The following is a 15,804-nucleotide window of genomic DNA, read 5'->3' as shown; positions in this document are numbered from 1 at the left end:
CTTGGATATTGCTCCAACAAACTATTGTATGTTTATTACTTCCGAAGAAGTAATACCATCATCTGGCTTGAATCATGTGTGCATGATTCCTGTTGCATTGTTTAGTTTTCAAAGAACACCGCCGACTTCATGAGTCAGCTTGTATAATATAACTCTTTTTGCAAAACTTGTCAATAAGTTTTTTAAATTAATTAAAAACATTAACAAATTTCAGTTATTTCATGTTATCACCTATAAACACATATGATTATTATCCTATGATATATTGGTGACGACTTGTATTATGTTACACATTTTAACCACTGTTGTCAACATATTTTTTAAAATATTACAAAATTGAAGAAACAATATATACTACTATACTTGCAAGCAATGCATTTATGACATTCATCTCTATTCCCATACCAAAAAGATTTACTGTCCAAATTGCAGCAGAACCAACAATTAATCCAACAATAATATTCTTGATTACCTTAAATGGTATTGATATAAGTTTTCCAATAATGTAAACAGCTATAGCAGCCACTACAAATCCTATAAAAGTTAACATATAAATCCTCCCAGAAAGACAGACAGGCTGACGCATGCCAGCCTGCACAAATCATAATTCAATTCGGTTCTCCATTGCACGGGACAATGTTACTTCATCTGCATATTCCAGATCGCCACCAACCGGCAGTCCATGTGCAATACGAGTCACCCTGATACCAATTGGCTTTACTAACTTGGCAATATACATTGCTGTTGCTTCACCCTCAACATTAGGATTGGTAGCCATGATTATTTCTTTTACCTGATCATCATGCAACCGTGCCAAAAGTTCTTTTATTTTAATATTTTCAGGGCCAATGCCTTCCAAAGGAGACAGCACACCATGTAATACATGATATACTCCCTTGAAATCACGCATTCTTTCCATGGCAGCCACATCCTGGGGCTGCTCTACTACACAAATTACCGAATGATCTCTGCTGTCCGAGCTACAGATGCGGCATGGATTCTCATCACTTAGATTAAAGCATGTCTTACAATAGCCTATTTTTTCCTTGGCTTTTATAATGGCGCCTGCCAATCCCCTTGCCTTATCCATATCCATGTCCAAAATGTGATACGCCAATCTTATTGCCGTTTTATTTCCTATCCCCGGCAATGCCCTGAAATGTTCTATTAATTCCGCCAAAGGCGCTATATATTCCATAAATCAAAACATTCCCGGAGGCAAGCCCAAACCGCCGGTGAGTTTTCCCATCTCACTGGCCATCATGTCATCAACCTTCTTGGAGGCTTCATTGAACGCAGCAGCCAGCAAGTCCTGCAACATCTCAACATCATCAGGATCTACCGCAGCCGGATCTATAACAATCCCCTTTACCTCCTTCTCACCATTCATGGTAATCGTTACTGCTCCGCCACCAGCAGTAACATCAACAGTCTTCTGCTTCAGCTGTTCCTGCATGTCCTGCATCTGCTTCTGCAGCTTTTGCATCTTTTTCATCATGCCATTCATATTATTCATGCCACCCATACCACCAAACATTATTTATTCCTCCTAAACAAATATACTAATTAAGAAAAACTCCCTATCAACTCAATCATATGCTAATGCTATCAAAATATGGTTTTTGCGTCAAATACTATATTACTTGATATCCTCAGGATGTATCAATCCATCGCCAAACACATCTATAGCTACATCGAGACGGGCCTTTTCGACCTCATCCAAATCTTCGATACCGAAATCATCATCATTAGGCGGTGGAATATTTTCCTGGATGTCTTCCGGTATCTCTTTAGGCTTTGGAGGTTCTGTCATTTCCTGACAAATCAGCTGAAGATTCATTCCGCTTACACTGTTAAAGACTTCCTCCACTTTTGCTTTGTATAGGCGCTCAAACAAGCCACCGATAACACCAGCAGGAATTCCCAGGACAAATTGTGTTTCATTTATTCCCATAAAAGAACAGTTTTTAAGGCATGCCAGGACCTGATCTTTACCTGCCGCCTTAAATGCATCAACTGTCTTCTGCCATATTCTGGCACCATCCTCAGTAATATCCGCACGCACTACAGGCTGTTTAGTGATATTTTTTATTGGTGTGGCCGTTCTGATTTTGCCAGTAGGTGTCGAAGCAGCAGCATTGACATTATTGTTATTGCGCAACATCCCCATCACATGAGCTAATTTTGCTTCAAGCTGCGCAATGCGGCCATCATCAACAGCAGCATTGACCTGGGTATTGCTGGTAACACTGCTCATCCGGCTGTCACACTGGCATATTTCCAGCAATGCCGCCTCCACTGCAATGCGTGGCTGTGGCGACCATTTCACTTCTGAACTTGCCTCATGTAGCCGCTTGATAATCCATATAATCTGCTCTTGGGTAAAGCCTGATGCCTGCTTTTTTATAAAGTCGTCCTTTTGGCTGTAATAATCGATACCGTCAATTAATCCTGCAGCCTTAAAAATCATCAGTCCTCTAAAGTGCATCCCCAGCTCGCCAAGAACCTGTTGCAGATCTTTGCCATCTCTGATAATTTCCCCTACCAGATTTAACGCCCCGGCTGCATCACGCTTCTGTAAGACATCTACCAGGTTGTCCAGCCATTCTCTACCTACCAGGCCCAGGAGCTGTTGTACCCGCTCCATAGTAAGGTTTTGCTCAGATAGGGCAATACACTGATCCAACAAGCTAAGAGCATCACGCATACCACCATCAGCCTTAATGGCAATCATACGCAAAGCCTCATCAGACGCCTGGATATTCATATCATCTACAACCTTTTTAAGACGACCATATATGTCATCAACGGTTATTCGCTTAAAATCGTAACGCTGACATCTGGATTGTATGGTTGCCGGTACCTTATGAGCCTCAGTGGTCGCCATTATAAATACTACATGTTCCGGCGGTTCCTCCAAGGTTTTCAGCAACGCATTAAAAGCCTCAGTCGTCAGCATATGTACCTCATCAATTATGTAAATCTTATACCGCCCATTAACAGGTGCAAACTTGACCGTTTCCCGCAAATCACGAATCTCATCAATACCACGGTTGGATGCAGCATCTATCTCAAAAACATCCATTGAATTTCCGGAATTAATGCGTTGACAGGCTGCACATTTATTACATGGCTCAATAGTTGGCCCCTTCTCGCAATTAAGAGCCTTCGCCAGAATTTTGGCGGTACTGGTTTTTCCTGTGCCACGAGGACCGGAAAACAAATACGCATGTCCTATTCGTCCACTTTTTATAGCATTGGCAAGGGTACGACTGACATGCTCCTGTCCTACCAGATTAGAAAAATCATCTGGCCGCCATTTCCTGTATAAAGCCATATAGGCCATACCTTCACCCCCTAAAATTCAGTTTATCATTCTGTTATATTTTACCACAGGAATGAGTCCCATCGCGCTATAAAAAAAAATCCTTACTTTAATTAGTAAGGAATAATTCTTTTCAACATTGGGCCACAGCCTCCAGGCTACCTCACGGCACAGACAGCGATTCACTTATCGCTGCTTCCTTCCGGACCTGACGAGGTTCATGAGACTGCCTTGCGCGAGACCAAGACACTGCGGTCCAATCTTAAAAAGATCACTTATTTTTAGATATAAAAATGGCGGAGAGTGAGAGATTCGAACTCTCGGTACAGTATCACCGTACACACGCTTTCCAGGCGTGCTCCTTCAACCACTCGGACAACTCTCCACTTGCTTGACAAATAAAATCTATTATTTAATTGTCGGCTCATCACAACGGTACTAAGTTTAGCAAACTTTCCAACCCTTGTCAATAGTTTTACAGAGCCATTATTCAAAATTTTCTTTTTCATAAGGAAAAGGCTCTCATTAACACCCTGCCCAAGGATAACGGCTTGATTTCCAATGAAGAGAGAAACATATATTTGTCACCTGTCACCCTATAAAGGAAACGGATACTTTCATTCACATTATGATATAACAAACACCAACAGAAAAAATAAGGGAGGTATAAGCCTCCCATAACCGCACCATATTAATATAAGAAATCATCCTCGGCCAAGAATACAATAAATGACCCAAAAACTGTTACTATCCTCATAGCAATCATACTGCTGGCCATAGGTTTTACATTCTGAAAACTCCTCGGCAAATCAAGATCCATATCGTAATCCTTGCCTGACAGGTTGACAATATACAAGCCATTCAAAACATTGATGAACTCAGCCAGACTGTCTTCTGCCATGGTATCAACCTGTGTCATGTCTTCCCCGCTATAACGCTTCGCCATTTCCAGGAAAATATCATCCTCGGCCATGACGGCTACGGCAAGGGAAATTTCTCCACCCATACTCTGAGACACAATATGTGTACCGGTTAACTCAGGAACAGCAGGTTCTGGCATTATTACAGCATCTGTATTCATAAAACGCTGTAATGCACCTATAAACATTTCTGCATATTCCCCATATATCTCCTCAACCGGATTCATATCATCATACTTGGCAACAAGGGCATTAACAGCAACCTGAATAGGCTTTTCGTCTAACGCCTCGTATTCCTTATATAATTTATCCAATTCCCGTAGGTTACATATTCCTACATCAAGCAAGGCCTGAGCTATATAAGCATCACGGCCCGGTGCCATATTCTTCAGGCTATCCAATTGAGATTCAGATAATATCCCATCGGTCTTCAGAGCTTCTGAAGCATTATCCGCTTCCAGTAACTTAGTCAGCTGATCCTCAGATAAATATTGGTGCTGAACTGCCAATAAAGGCAATTGCGGTACAGCATCAATTGATTTGGACATCACCATATCTACATTCTTGTCTGAGAGCACGCCGATGTTTAATAAATACTGAGAAAAGTATCTATTGCCCATTTTCCTCAACCTTTCTCCGTATTCGTTCAACAGCCTGCTGTATCTGCTCTTGTGTATACGGCTTCTGTATGAAATCTAATGCCCCTAGATCCAAAGTTTCTTTTAACTTTTGAGATGTTCCAGCTGAAGAGAGCATGATAACAGGCATCTCAGGATTTACCTCCTTGATAACTTGAAGAGCCTCTATTCCACCAACCTCTGGCATTACAATATCAAGGATAACACCATCAGGCTGCTCCTGAAGATCCTTCATTATGGCCTCTTTTCCATTCTCTGCCTCAATCACATCGCATCCAAGCTGTTCCAAAACCTCACGCAGTTTTTTCCTTAACAACTTTGAATCATCTGTAATAAGGATTTTCAACTTATCAGCCAACTATGCCACCTCCCTTTAAAGTATTTCTGCAATTACATATAGCATATGAGATATTATACCACACTTAAATATTCTTGGTCATCTTAAAAAATTCTATATTATCTCTATTTTTCCTGCTGACAAATAGAATTATTTTAACAACTATAATTTAAATACTTCAAATATGCCTTTATTAATCTTAATATTACACTTAAAAATATTTTTTTATAACAGCACAGTGAATTATGTATTTCTTGCACAAAAATGGCTCCCCGTATGAGGAGCCATCTTACCGCCTTTTATGTTGCTTACCCGACAATTCCAGGTGTAGTCATAGCTTTTGGTGACAAAATAACATCCAGCTTTTCCTTCGTAAGCAGACCTTTTTCAAGAATTACCTCCCTGATTGGTCGCCCGCTGTTATAGGCCTCCTTGGCCAACATAGCGGCATTCTCATACCCGACATGTGGCAGCAAAGCAGTAACTATTCCAACACTTCTGTCAATCCAATACTGGCATTGCTCAACATTAGGCTGCAAATTAATCAACAGCTTGTCAACGAAGCCATTAACCGCATTAGTCAGGTAATTCATGGAATTAAACATATTAAATGCCATAACAGGCTCCATTACATTTAATTCAAACTGACCATTCTCAACTCCAAAGGTTACAGCCAAATCATTACCAATAACCTGGTAGCAGGTCTGGTTCAATACCTCAGCAATAACAGGATTTACCTTGCCAGGCATGATAGAAGATCCTGGCTGACGCATAGGAAGCTTCAACTCATAAAAACCACATCTAGGCCCGGAAGCCATAAGTCTGAAATCATTTGCCATTTTAATAAGCACCAATGCTGTATTCTTCATGGCAGCTGATACATCTGCAAAGCCGTCGGTATTATTTGTAGCATCAATCATATTATCAGCTGTACGATAAGTCTCACCAGTAACTTCACTGAGTATTTCTGCTACCTTTTTGATATATTCAGGCTCAGCATTAAGACCTGTACCTACAGCAGTACCACCCATGTTCATGACATGAATTTCACTTATTGCATGCTCAATACGGCTAATTCCACGACGAATCGAAGATGCATAGGAGCCCATTTCCTGTCCCAAGGTAATTGGCACAGCATCCTGCAGGTGGGTGCGTCCCATTTTAACAATATCAGCAAATTCCTTGGCTTTCTTTTCCAACTCAGTTGCCAAACGATCCAATGCTGCAATCAACTTTTTGGACTTAAAGCTCAAGCACACTTTGATTGCTGTTGGAAATGTATCATTGGTAGACTGAGCCATATTACCATGGTTATTAGGTGAAATGATGTCATAGCTCCCCTTTGGCTTACCACTCATTTCCAATGCACGATTGCACATAACCTCATTCATATTCATATTGAAGGATGTACCCGCACCGCCCTGGATAGGATCCACCGGAAATTGATCCAGCAGCTTACCGGCAATGATTTCATCTGTAACTGCCACCAGTAATTTACCTACATCCTCTGGCATCCTCCCAGTAGACATGTTGGCCAAAGCAGCAGCTTTCTTGACCTTTGCCATAGCCTGAACAAAGTCACTGTCCACACGCTGGCCGGTGATACAGAAATTTTCCATTGCCCGCAGTGTCTGAACCCCATAATAAACATCATCAGGCACTTCCAGTTCCCCTAAGAAATCATGTTCTTTTCTCATCTCATACTCTCCTCTCAAAAAAATATTTACCCGTTTGTATTTTGTATACAATATTCTTTAATTGAAGAATATCATTATATATGGTATTATGCAAGCATTTTTCATAAATATTTTACTATTTTTCCATATATTTTATTTATGATACTACATAATAAAAATAATTGATTTCTTAAAGGCCCTCATTGCTTGCCTAAACCAGTGTTTTTCAGTACTAAAACCCTATATAATACCCCCTCTGCACTGCAACATAATCCTACCTTCGCAAATCAGCTGCTGAGAAATATCTGCAAATTCACTATCATAAACATATCCCTTACTAATCATTTATATCTTCAAATTTTATATTTGTGATAATACGCCCCAATCTGGTCCCGGAAATAAAATTCCACATCCATTTTATTCCAACTGTAATATCAGCATGTATTCCTTCCAACCGCAGCAAATGTAAAAACATCCAAATACACCAGGCCAGAAATCCCCCAATCCTCAAATAACCCCAGGACACAACTGCTTCACAGCGACCAATGGTTGCCATACTACCATGATCCTTATATACAAATTCCTTTAATGTTTTTTGCCCTGATAATAATTTTCGAATATTATCAACGGCAGCATGTGCTTCCTGACAAGCGACAGGGGCAACAGTTGGTAAAGGTCTATCATTATGTAAAAAACAGGCATTGTCGCCTATTGCAAATATTTCCGGATATCCGGGAACCTGCAAGGTTTTGGTAACAATAATTCTGCCTGACCGATCACATTTGGTCCCAAGTGTAGCAACTACAGGATTGGCTTTGACGCCTGCTGCCCAGATAACGGTCTTACTAGGAATAAAAGTTCCATCTTTTAATGTCAAACCATCTTCGCTACAATCAGCCACAGCTGTATTCAGCATGACCTCTACGCCCTTTTTCCTCAACACTTTTAAAGTATAATTTCTCAATTTTTCCGGCATCATAGGCAATACAGTGTCTGTGGCTTCAATAAGTTTAATACTCACTTCATCAAAATTCAGATGAGGATAATCCAGCTTTTGTACTGCTACAAGTTCAGCTAATGCACCTGCCTCTTCCACGCCTGTGGGTCCACCACCAACACAAATAAATGTGAGCATCTGTCTCCGAACATCTTCGCTGTCCAACTGTTTATTTGCACGCTCAAACATGTGCAGCACATGATTTCTGATATGCAATGTTTCCTGAATGGTTTTCATACCATAGGAATATTTTTCCACGCTTTCCAGGCCAAAGTAATTGGTAGTTGCTCCCGCCGATACAATCAAATAATCATAGGCGATCTCCCCATGATTGGTATGCAAAATCTTATTTTTCCCATCAATGTCTGTAGCTTGGGCCATAAACAAGTCAATATTTTTTCGCTTACGAAACATGGCCCGCACCGGAAAGGATATATCGTCTGTGGACAGTACCGATGTGGACAGCTGATATAATAGTGGCTGAAACAAATGGTAATTTGTCCGGTCCACTAGTGTTATTTTCACATTTGTACCTGCCAGGGCCTTTATGGCTGCCACACCGCCAAATCCGGCTCCAACAATTACCACATGTGGTATTTTTTCTTCCAAAATTTATTCCCCCGTATCCCTAAATCCTATGTATCTGTTTTAAACCTGAAACCGCTCCACCGTTTGCTGCATACCTCCGGCCAATTCCGCTAAGCGCCCGCTAGCCTGGGCGATTTCCGTAATAGCCGCCGATTGTTCCTCCGCTGAAGCCGAAACATTACGAGCTTCGTCCATGGAACACTCCGCCTGCTCGTTGGCCCCATCAACGGAATCAGCAATTTTTCGACTGGCAGTGGCCAATTCCCTCATAGCAGTAGTAATATTGCCCATCCGGGTGTTCAGCTCGGTAACTCGCTGGGAAATCTCCTGGAACTCCCGACCGGCCAAATCAACTGCCTCCACACTTTCCTGGACATTTTGCTGGGACTCTTCTATAGACGCCACCACATTCCGTATATCCTTACCATTTTGCTGGATAAGGCCTGCAATTTGTCCGGCAGCTTCGTCGGACTGCTCCGCCAATTTACGCACCTCATCAGCTACTACCGCAAACCCGCGACCATGTTCACCGGCCCGAGCCGCCTCAATAGCGGCATTTAAGGCCAACAGATTAGTCTGTCCGGCAATCCCGGAAATCAATTCGACAATCTGCGCAATCTTCTTGGAGCTTTCCTCCAAAGTACCCGATGTTTCATGAGCAATCCGGGAGGTTTCCGAGGTGGCCTGTATCTTGGTCACAATTTCATCTATTAACCGATTGCCGTTTTCCGTGGCAGTTTCTGCATCTATAGCAGCTTTACGGGTGGTTTCAATATTACCAGTTACATCTTCAATATGACCAGCCACCTGCTCGGTAAGGCTAGAAATCTCATTGAAATTTTTCACCTGGCCTTCCATTTGTTCACCCACAACCGTTATAGATGCCGCCACCGTAGTGGATGCCTGAGCCGACTGGGAGGTTATCTCATTAAACCGTCCACTGGATTCCACCAGCTCATTGGCAGAATTGCGAACACCCTTAATAACATCCCGCAGGTGCCGCTTCATCTGCACATAGCGATAGAGCAGACGGTCAATTTCATCACCATCAGGAGACACACTTCTTTCTTCATTACTGGTACGCAAATCTCCCTCGGAAATCCGGGCCGCCATTCCTTCCAATGCTTCCAACCGACCGACGATACGACCTGTTACCCAGATAATCAGCCCCACCAATACTAAGATACCAAACAGGCATGATGTTACATAAATCCACCCCAGAGAATATACCGGTGCCATCATTTCAGCCTCTGGAACAAAAACTATGAAGGTCAGCCCGGTAGCCCCGATTGGTGCGGCAGCCATTAAATATTCCTGTCCACTAATTTCACGGTGAAGCATTGTAGACTGCCCCCCCAACAGTTGGGCCTCCACCGGTGCCAATGCCCCATTATCAATATCTTTCAGATTATCACTAAGGGACACCCCCGGATAATAGATCAAGCTACCATCCTGGCCTACGATAGCCGCATACCCCTTTTCTCCCAATTTAAAATCTTGGGCCACCTGACGAATGGCTTCCACATCCAAGGTTATACCTGCTACCCCCACGGACTGTCCATCCCGAACAATCTTGTGGACAATTCCTGCGGCCAACTTCTTGGTTTTGGATTCCTCATAAACCGGCGTATAGGCCACCCCATTTACCGCCATAGCGGCCTTATACCAGGCTCTGGTGGTAGGATCATAGCCAGCTGGCTTTTCTTTTTCCGTAATCCCTTGGGAGTCGGCCGCTGTCTTATCGGCATAACCTGTATAAACCGACTGAACGCCCTCCGTTGCCGTCTTTACACTCTTCAGATATACCATTTCGGCCTGCTGATCAATACTGCTGTTGCCGAGGTAAATAGCCGTTACTTCGGCCGCTTCTTCCTTTGACTTCAACTCATTATAAATTCGTTCACTGCTGCTGGCAGCTGCATAGCTTAGCGTATCCATAATCTGCTTTTCCAGCATAGTTTCCGATTGGTTATAGGAATATATATTCACTCCGCCCCAGATTAATAATATAGGTACAATAAGTACCATAAGCATTCGTGTTTTCAAGCTCTTTCTATGTTGCATAAAAAACTCCATTTCCTTTTATTGATGATAACAAATATCTCTATTCCGATATGGCTCATACTAGCATAACTTTGTTTCAGCCCTTTTACCATGATAAAAAGCACCTGTACTTGATTAAGGATTCATTCAGGCTTTAAGGCATTGTTCAAAACACAAAAGAATCGCGCCTAAACAAGAAATAGGAGCTGCGTTTCATCGCAACTCCTACTTCTTAATCTCAGGAGGGTATTATGAGCTATTAGTATAATATGGATCGATTTATTTTACTTAACAACATCTTTCTTCGCAATCCACTTGGACCACGGAGTTGCATAGTTATCTTTTTTATTCTCATTGACATACTTATAAAACCACTTAATCATACGGGCCTTGTCAGCATAAAAATCAGCCTTATAATCTGTATCCTTAGGTTTCTTTATAATATAAGCCACATAATTTCCACCAATAAGGTACTGCCGCTTTAGGATTTCAGTAAGTTCAACTTCTGGATTAGTCATAATATCCAACATAGCCATAAATGCAGTGGTTCGCCCTGCACCGGCCTGGCAATGGAAATGGAGCCATGCATCCTTTGGCAGCTTCTTGTAGAAATCAATAAACCGATCGATATACTGAGGGGCAGGCCAGAGATGATCAAGGGCGGTAATACGGAAGTAGTTAACGCCATTAGCCTTGGCCAATTCCTCCTCAGTCATTACAGTTACGGCCTTAACTACCTTAGGATCTTTGGCATACTTATCATATTTGCCAGACTCCACAGCCGCCATAGTAATATCCTTGCCCTTAATGGCATTCAAACGGTCACGCTCATCTTTGATGATGTCCTCAAAAACATCATTCTTATTGAAGTTACCCCAGTCACGGAGACCATACCAGCTGCAGCCATTTCCGTTGATAATTCCATGGGACTCCTGACGAAGGTCGATATCATAGATTGGACCATTGGTGTGCTTACGAATTTCTTTGATTACGGCTTTAAATTCGCCCTCAGACATCATGCCACTGGCAGATGCATGCATCTTATCCAGACCCTGGCGGGTTGGATTCAGCCCAGTACCACCCTCAAAGTATTTGGACACCTTGCCTTTTACTTCATTGGTGTAATCAGAATAGCATGCACGGAAATTCCGTGGTAATTCATCCTTGTTAGCGGTATCAATACGCCAAATGAAACCGGAGTAATCCACATCCCGATCAAAGCTGTTTTCCTTTGCCCACTGAGAATAAGGCTTGTCCAGCTCCGGGTGCTGGGTTACATACTTGTAAAACTGCTTAGTAAATACATACCGATCTACATAAAGCTGTCTTTCCCAGTTTTTCTTCTTATCAGGAATTTCACTAAGATCAGTCTTGCCCAGAATAGCCTGACGCTTGATTATATCATTGAAGGAAACGCCTTTTGGTGCGCTCTTCAAAATATCATGCATTACCATAAAAATGGTAGTACGGCCCATACCGGCATAACAATGATAATGGAGCCAGGCATCCTTTGGCAAAGTCTTCCAAAAGGCCAGGAACTCATCCACCTGCCGGTCAGATGGGGTAAAATGGTCCTGGACAGCCAAACGGAAGTAATTAGCACCATGCTTTTTCACCATTTGCGCCTCATTCATCACCTTGCCAACGGTGAAATTCTGTGGCGGGCCTACTTTGTTACCTTTATCTTCAAAGGTATAAACCTCAATCTGCTCGCCATTTTTCGCTGCTTTGGATACCTTATTCAGCTGGTCCGTTTCAACATGCTCCACAATATATTGCATACGACCATCATTACCCCAGTCCTTCTTGGAGAACCAGCTGACAGCCATACCGTCAAAATATCCATGTGACTCCTGACGCAGGTCAATATCATAGAACTTATCCGCATCTACCGGAACAGCCAACAGAATATTTTCCAGTTCCTTTTCCGAAAAACAACTGGATGCCGATACATTTAAATCCTTTAAACCAACATCAGACGGCAGGACACCATCACGGGCCTTGTTTTTGAGCTTATCCATGCTGGTACGGAAATTACGCGGCAATTGTTCCTTGTCATACCGGTCAACCTTTAGGGCAAGCTCCGGTGCCTTAAAATCTGCATTTTTACTGGCCGAATCATCAGATTTAGCCAAGCCGGCTGCCGAGAACTGCAACGCAATCATTACTGCCAAACCTAAGGAAACAAGGGTTTTCTTTTGTATAAACATAACTTATTCTCCTTTATCAGAATTTAGTAGTAAGTTTCAGATAAACCTGATTCTTGGTATTTTCACCCTGTACATTTCCTTCAGTATCAACATTTGAAGAATCTGATACAGTATGAGCCCAGAACCGGATAAGGGACAGCTTGGAGGCCTTGCTGAGCTGATAACTGAACTCAGCACCAACGCCCTTGTAACCAACCTGATCAAGATAATCATCATAGGCTGTGTACTTGTCATTCATAAAGAGGTTCTGATCAGCCTTGAGCCAGCTCAAAGCAACCTCCCAGTCGCCGGCTTTCTTGGCATTGCCATAATGAAGCTCGAATACATAGCCATTAGTTTTTTTGTTGGAACCAATATAATCATAACCATAGCTATACATCCCCTCAGCTTCCTTATCGGAGGCATAGAAACGACTGGTATTATAATCAGTAATATACTCACCGGAAGCCCACAGCTTGCCAACAATTGGGGTACGGCCATAAAAGCCCAGATATCTGTCTGGCTGATGTCTGCCATAATATATACCGGCATATTGATCAACTATACGCTTATCACTCTTCTTGGCAAACAAATGCCTATAATCAAAGAAATATAACAGACGCATATGAGTAGGTCCATCAGCAGCTTTTACCTTGCCTTTTGCGGCATCCCATCTTGCCCGGCCATCATACTCATTACAGAGGTAATCATGAGCATCATAACCGTAGGAAGCACGGAATATATCATTCTTGGTAATATAATACTCACCCAGGAACTGGTTGGTACCACCCTTAGACAGCCACAATCCTTCACCGACCTTGGCCTTCATAGTACCCAAGGTAATGGCTCCGGTATTTGCATCGCCAAACTTACCAAACTGTTTGGTTACATTAGCAGCATTTAGCAAAATCTTATTTTTCTCATAGCCATCCTTATATTTTCCTGAATTATCGTGGAATGGCATTTCAGTGGTGGATTTAATCTTAATACCAATATTAGCTAACCATCCGTCCCCCATATTTGCATCACCATAGAGACGGAATTCGGACTTTAACTTATCATTTTTGTTGGTTTCCATTTCAAGACCTGTTTTGAGACTCCCGGACCAGACCAGCTTACTCTTATTTTTGTCTTTCTTCTTTAATTGCTCTTTAGTAGCCTTTTCACTGGCCTTAACTGCTTTTAACTGTTCTTCCAATTCAGCCATACGGGCCTGAAGTTCAGTCATTTGCTGCTCCAAGGTGGTGGTGGAGGCATCATCAGATTTTTTTGCCTCCACTGGCGATCCGCCAACCAAATTTGCTGCCAGACCGGCCGCTACCAGACAAGCCAGCATTTTCTTTTTCCCCATAAAAGATTTCATTTTTCTCCCCCTTAAATAAATATAACAACAATAAGTTCGATGACATTAACAAAATGTCTATATCATATTCGCGAACATCTCGCATCCCCCCAAGATACAGTCCACGGTATACGCATGCGATTCACTCAACATAGCCTTTTTCTTTACACCATTGACTCCAGCTTATGCTCAGATCAGGATGTTCTTTTGCATAATCATAAAATCGGCGTGTAAACTCAGCCCGCTTTGGATAATTTTCCGTTTTATAGGTATCTGTTGCTTTCTTTGCAGATTTGCGTACATCCTGCCCCCCCATCAGCACCTGACGGGTCATTATTTCATCGTAGCTCAATTTACCGGCATTATGCAGCATATCTATCATACTCAACGCTATGGTTGTGCGGCCAACTCCCGCTTCACAATGAGCATGTATCCAACTATTAGCTGGTAAGGTTTTATAAAACTCAACAAATCGATCTATATTTGCGTTTGTTGGTGCCGTATAATCCATGATTGGAATACGAAAATACCTTATCCCTAAAGATTCCAAATATTCTTTTTCTGTCATTACAGATTCAACCTGAATCGGCACTGTAAATACAATGTCCTTATTCTTGGCTTGCACAGCAATATCAGCATATCCCTTCTGCTTTACATCCGCCAAAAGAGCACATTCCCGTTCATCCACCTGATCTGCTGACAACCCTTTGTTAAAGGTCTTATATCGACTATACCAGCTCACACCATGGCCATTAATATAACCATGGGATTCATTGCGCAAATCTAAAACAATAATAGCTTTCCTTTCAGCAGGAATCTTTTGCAGTAAAGCTTCAAATTCATTTTTTGAAAAAAAGCTGCTCCCTGAAACACGCAAATCCTTAAGGCCATATGCAGATGGATATATATCATCTTTCGCCCTTTTAAATTTTTCTTCTGATGCTGCCCGATATTCATTGGGCATATTAGAAACCCCATAAATCCGATCAAATTTTAAGAATTGCCCATTTACCGGTTCAGCCGCCATTGTCAAACTGCAGTAAAGCATTAATACAGCTGTTAATGCCACTGATAACCAGGAAGTAAAATGTTTCATAATATCACCTCTTTTTCTTCTTGATACTTTAAAATCTTGTTTTTTTAAGATAATGACTAGAATATATTCCTGGGAAAACATTCCCAAATGAGCATATTACTTAGGAGTCATCCTCTACCGTCAACTTTATTGTACTTATGTTGCTCATATTTTGCAAGCTTCTTTGTTATAAAACGCCAATATCCTTATATTTTTGAGAATATTTCCGCAATATTTTATAGAAACTATTCTGGCAAATCTACCAAAAGCCTTATATCGCCATTGTTCAAATTTTTCTTTTAAACAAGAAAAATCTTCCAATTAGCGTTTCCCCTAAAGGGACTAACTTCGTGTCACAACGAGGTGGGAGATATGCTCACCAGCTGTTATAGATTGATTACCCCTACCTAAAAAGGAAGGGGGACAGCTTAAGCTCGTTATAATGCTTTAATTTTGCCATAAAAAAATACCGCCTAAGTAGTTTTGATAATTTCCTTATCTACTTAGGAGGTATCATATCAATTAATAGTCAGGTTTTATAACGCCATTGTTCAAATTTTTCTTCTTTAGAAGAAAAATCTTCCAATTAGCGTTTCAACGAGCTGGGAGATATGCTCGCCAGCTGTTGTAGTTTGTTTTCCCCCACCTAAAGAGGAAGGGGACATCTTAAAGCT

General features: G+C 41.8%; 13 protein-coding genes, 1 tRNA gene and 1 other RNA gene. All 15 read right to left on the bottom strand.

The genetic code is table 11. From position 1 onward, the window contains the following. Window positions 1-328 precede the first annotated feature (328 nt). Window positions 329-550, bottom strand: a complete 222-nt coding sequence (locus tag K6C05_RS09500; RefSeq protein WP_296734079.1) for a pro-sigmaK processing inhibitor BofA family protein — start codon at window positions 548-550, stop codon at window positions 329-331. Window positions 551-601: 51 nt separating this feature from the next. Next, window positions 602-1,198, bottom strand: a complete 597-nt coding sequence (gene recR, locus K6C05_RS09495; protein WP_296734076.1) for a recombination mediator RecR — start codon at window positions 1,196-1,198, stop codon at window positions 602-604. Window positions 1,199-1,201: 3 nt separating this feature from the next. Beyond that, window positions 1,202-1,537 carry a YbaB/EbfC family nucleoid-associated protein gene (locus tag K6C05_RS09490; protein WP_296734073.1) on the bottom strand — a complete coding sequence of 112 codons (336 nt, stop codon included), beginning with the start codon at window positions 1,535-1,537 and terminating at the stop codon, window positions 1,202-1,204. A gap of 102 nt (window positions 1,538-1,639) precedes the next feature. Then, entirely contained in the window at window positions 1,640-3,346 is a 1,707-nt protein-coding gene (dnaX, locus tag K6C05_RS09485; RefSeq protein WP_296734070.1) for a DNA polymerase III subunit gamma/tau, read from the bottom strand. Window positions 3,347-3,473: 127 nt separating this feature from the next. After that, window positions 3,474-3,573: signal recognition particle sRNA small type (gene ffs, locus K6C05_RS09480), an RNA gene on the bottom strand. A gap of 46 nt (window positions 3,574-3,619) precedes the next feature. After that, window positions 3,620-3,710, bottom strand: a tRNA-Ser gene (locus K6C05_RS09475). Window positions 3,711-4,016: 306 nt separating this feature from the next. Then, on the bottom strand, window positions 4,017-4,865 hold the full coding sequence (locus K6C05_RS09470; protein ID WP_296734067.1) for a chemotaxis protein CheX: 849 nt from the start codon (window positions 4,863-4,865) through the stop codon (window positions 4,017-4,019). Next, a complete protein-coding gene (locus K6C05_RS09465) occupies window positions 4,855-5,241 on the bottom strand; it encodes a response regulator (protein ID WP_296734065.1) in 387 nt (128 codons plus the stop codon). The genes K6C05_RS09470 and K6C05_RS09465 overlap by 11 nt, the downstream gene beginning before the upstream one ends. Before the next feature lie 287 nt (window positions 5,242-5,528). Beyond that, a complete protein-coding gene (locus tag K6C05_RS09460; protein WP_296734063.1) occupies window positions 5,529-6,917 on the bottom strand; it encodes an aspartate ammonia-lyase in 1,389 nt (462 codons plus the stop codon). Window positions 6,918-7,233: 316 nt separating this feature from the next. Next, entirely contained in the window at window positions 7,234-8,502 is a 1,269-nt protein-coding gene (locus tag K6C05_RS09455; protein WP_296734060.1) for an NAD(P)/FAD-dependent oxidoreductase, read from the bottom strand. A 39-nt stretch (window positions 8,503-8,541) separates the two neighbouring features. Further along, on the bottom strand, window positions 8,542-10,545 hold the full coding sequence (locus tag K6C05_RS09450; RefSeq protein WP_296734057.1) for a methyl-accepting chemotaxis protein: 2,004 nt from the start codon (window positions 10,543-10,545) through the stop codon (window positions 8,542-8,544). A gap of 263 nt (window positions 10,546-10,808) precedes the next feature. Continuing rightward, complete coding sequence (locus K6C05_RS09445; RefSeq protein WP_296734055.1) at window positions 10,809-12,734, bottom strand: hypothetical protein; 1,926 nt, start codon at window positions 12,732-12,734, stop codon at window positions 10,809-10,811. A gap of 16 nt (window positions 12,735-12,750) precedes the next feature. Next, on the bottom strand, window positions 12,751-14,076 hold the full coding sequence (locus tag K6C05_RS09440) for a hypothetical protein (RefSeq protein ID WP_296734053.1): 1,326 nt from the start codon (window positions 14,074-14,076) through the stop codon (window positions 12,751-12,753). Window positions 14,077-14,197: 121 nt separating this feature from the next. After that, complete coding sequence (locus tag K6C05_RS09435) at window positions 14,198-15,151, bottom strand: protein tyrosine phosphatase (RefSeq protein ID WP_296734049.1); 954 nt, start codon at window positions 15,149-15,151, stop codon at window positions 14,198-14,200. A gap of 144 nt (window positions 15,152-15,295) precedes the next feature. After that, window positions 15,296-15,451 carry a hypothetical protein gene (locus K6C05_RS09430; RefSeq protein WP_296734048.1) on the bottom strand — a complete coding sequence of 52 codons (156 nt, stop codon included), beginning with the start codon at window positions 15,449-15,451 and terminating at the stop codon, window positions 15,296-15,298. Window positions 15,452-15,804: the final 353 nt, after the last annotated feature.

This window comes from Anaerovibrio sp., assembly GCF_024697385.1.
Taxonomy (GTDB): Bacteria; Bacillota; Negativicutes; order Selenomonadales; family Selenomonadaceae; genus Anaerovibrio.
Note: the sequence above shows the minus strand (reverse complement) of the source record. Positions and strands in the feature narration are given on the sequence as shown.

What these genes read in the sequence shown, in the direction of transcription:
- dnaX (WP_296734070.1), bottom strand. Translation starts at nt 3,346, where the DNA reads ATGGCCTATATGGCTTTATACAGGAAATGGCGGCCAGATGATTTTTCT.
- K6C05_RS09450 (WP_296734057.1), bottom strand. Translation starts at nt 10,545, where the DNA reads ATGCAACATAGAAAGAGCTTGAAAACACGAATGCTTATGGTACTTATT.
- K6C05_RS09490 (WP_296734073.1), bottom strand. Translation starts at nt 1,537, where the DNA reads ATGTTTGGTGGTATGGGTGGCATGAATAATATGAATGGCATGATGAAA.
- K6C05_RS09460 (WP_296734063.1), bottom strand. Translation starts at nt 6,917, where the DNA reads ATGAGAAAAGAACATGATTTCTTAGGGGAACTGGAAGTGCCTGATGAT.
- K6C05_RS09500 (WP_296734079.1), bottom strand. Translation starts at nt 550, where the DNA reads ATGTTAACTTTTATAGGATTTGTAGTGGCTGCTATAGCTGTTTACATT.
- recR (WP_296734076.1), bottom strand. Translation starts at nt 1,198, where the DNA reads ATGGAATATATAGCGCCTTTGGCGGAATTAATAGAACATTTCAGGGCA.
- K6C05_RS09435 (WP_296734049.1), bottom strand. Translation starts at nt 15,151, where the DNA reads ATGAAACATTTTACTTCCTGGTTATCAGTGGCATTAACAGCTGTATTA.
- K6C05_RS09440 (WP_296734053.1), bottom strand. Translation starts at nt 14,076, where the DNA reads ATGAAATCTTTTATGGGGAAAAAGAAAATGCTGGCTTGTCTGGTAGCG.
- K6C05_RS09445 (WP_296734055.1), bottom strand. Translation starts at nt 12,734, where the DNA reads ATGTTTATACAAAAGAAAACCCTTGTTTCCTTAGGTTTGGCAGTAATG.
- K6C05_RS09470 (WP_296734067.1), bottom strand. Translation starts at nt 4,865, where the DNA reads ATGGGCAATAGATACTTTTCTCAGTATTTATTAAACATCGGCGTGCTC.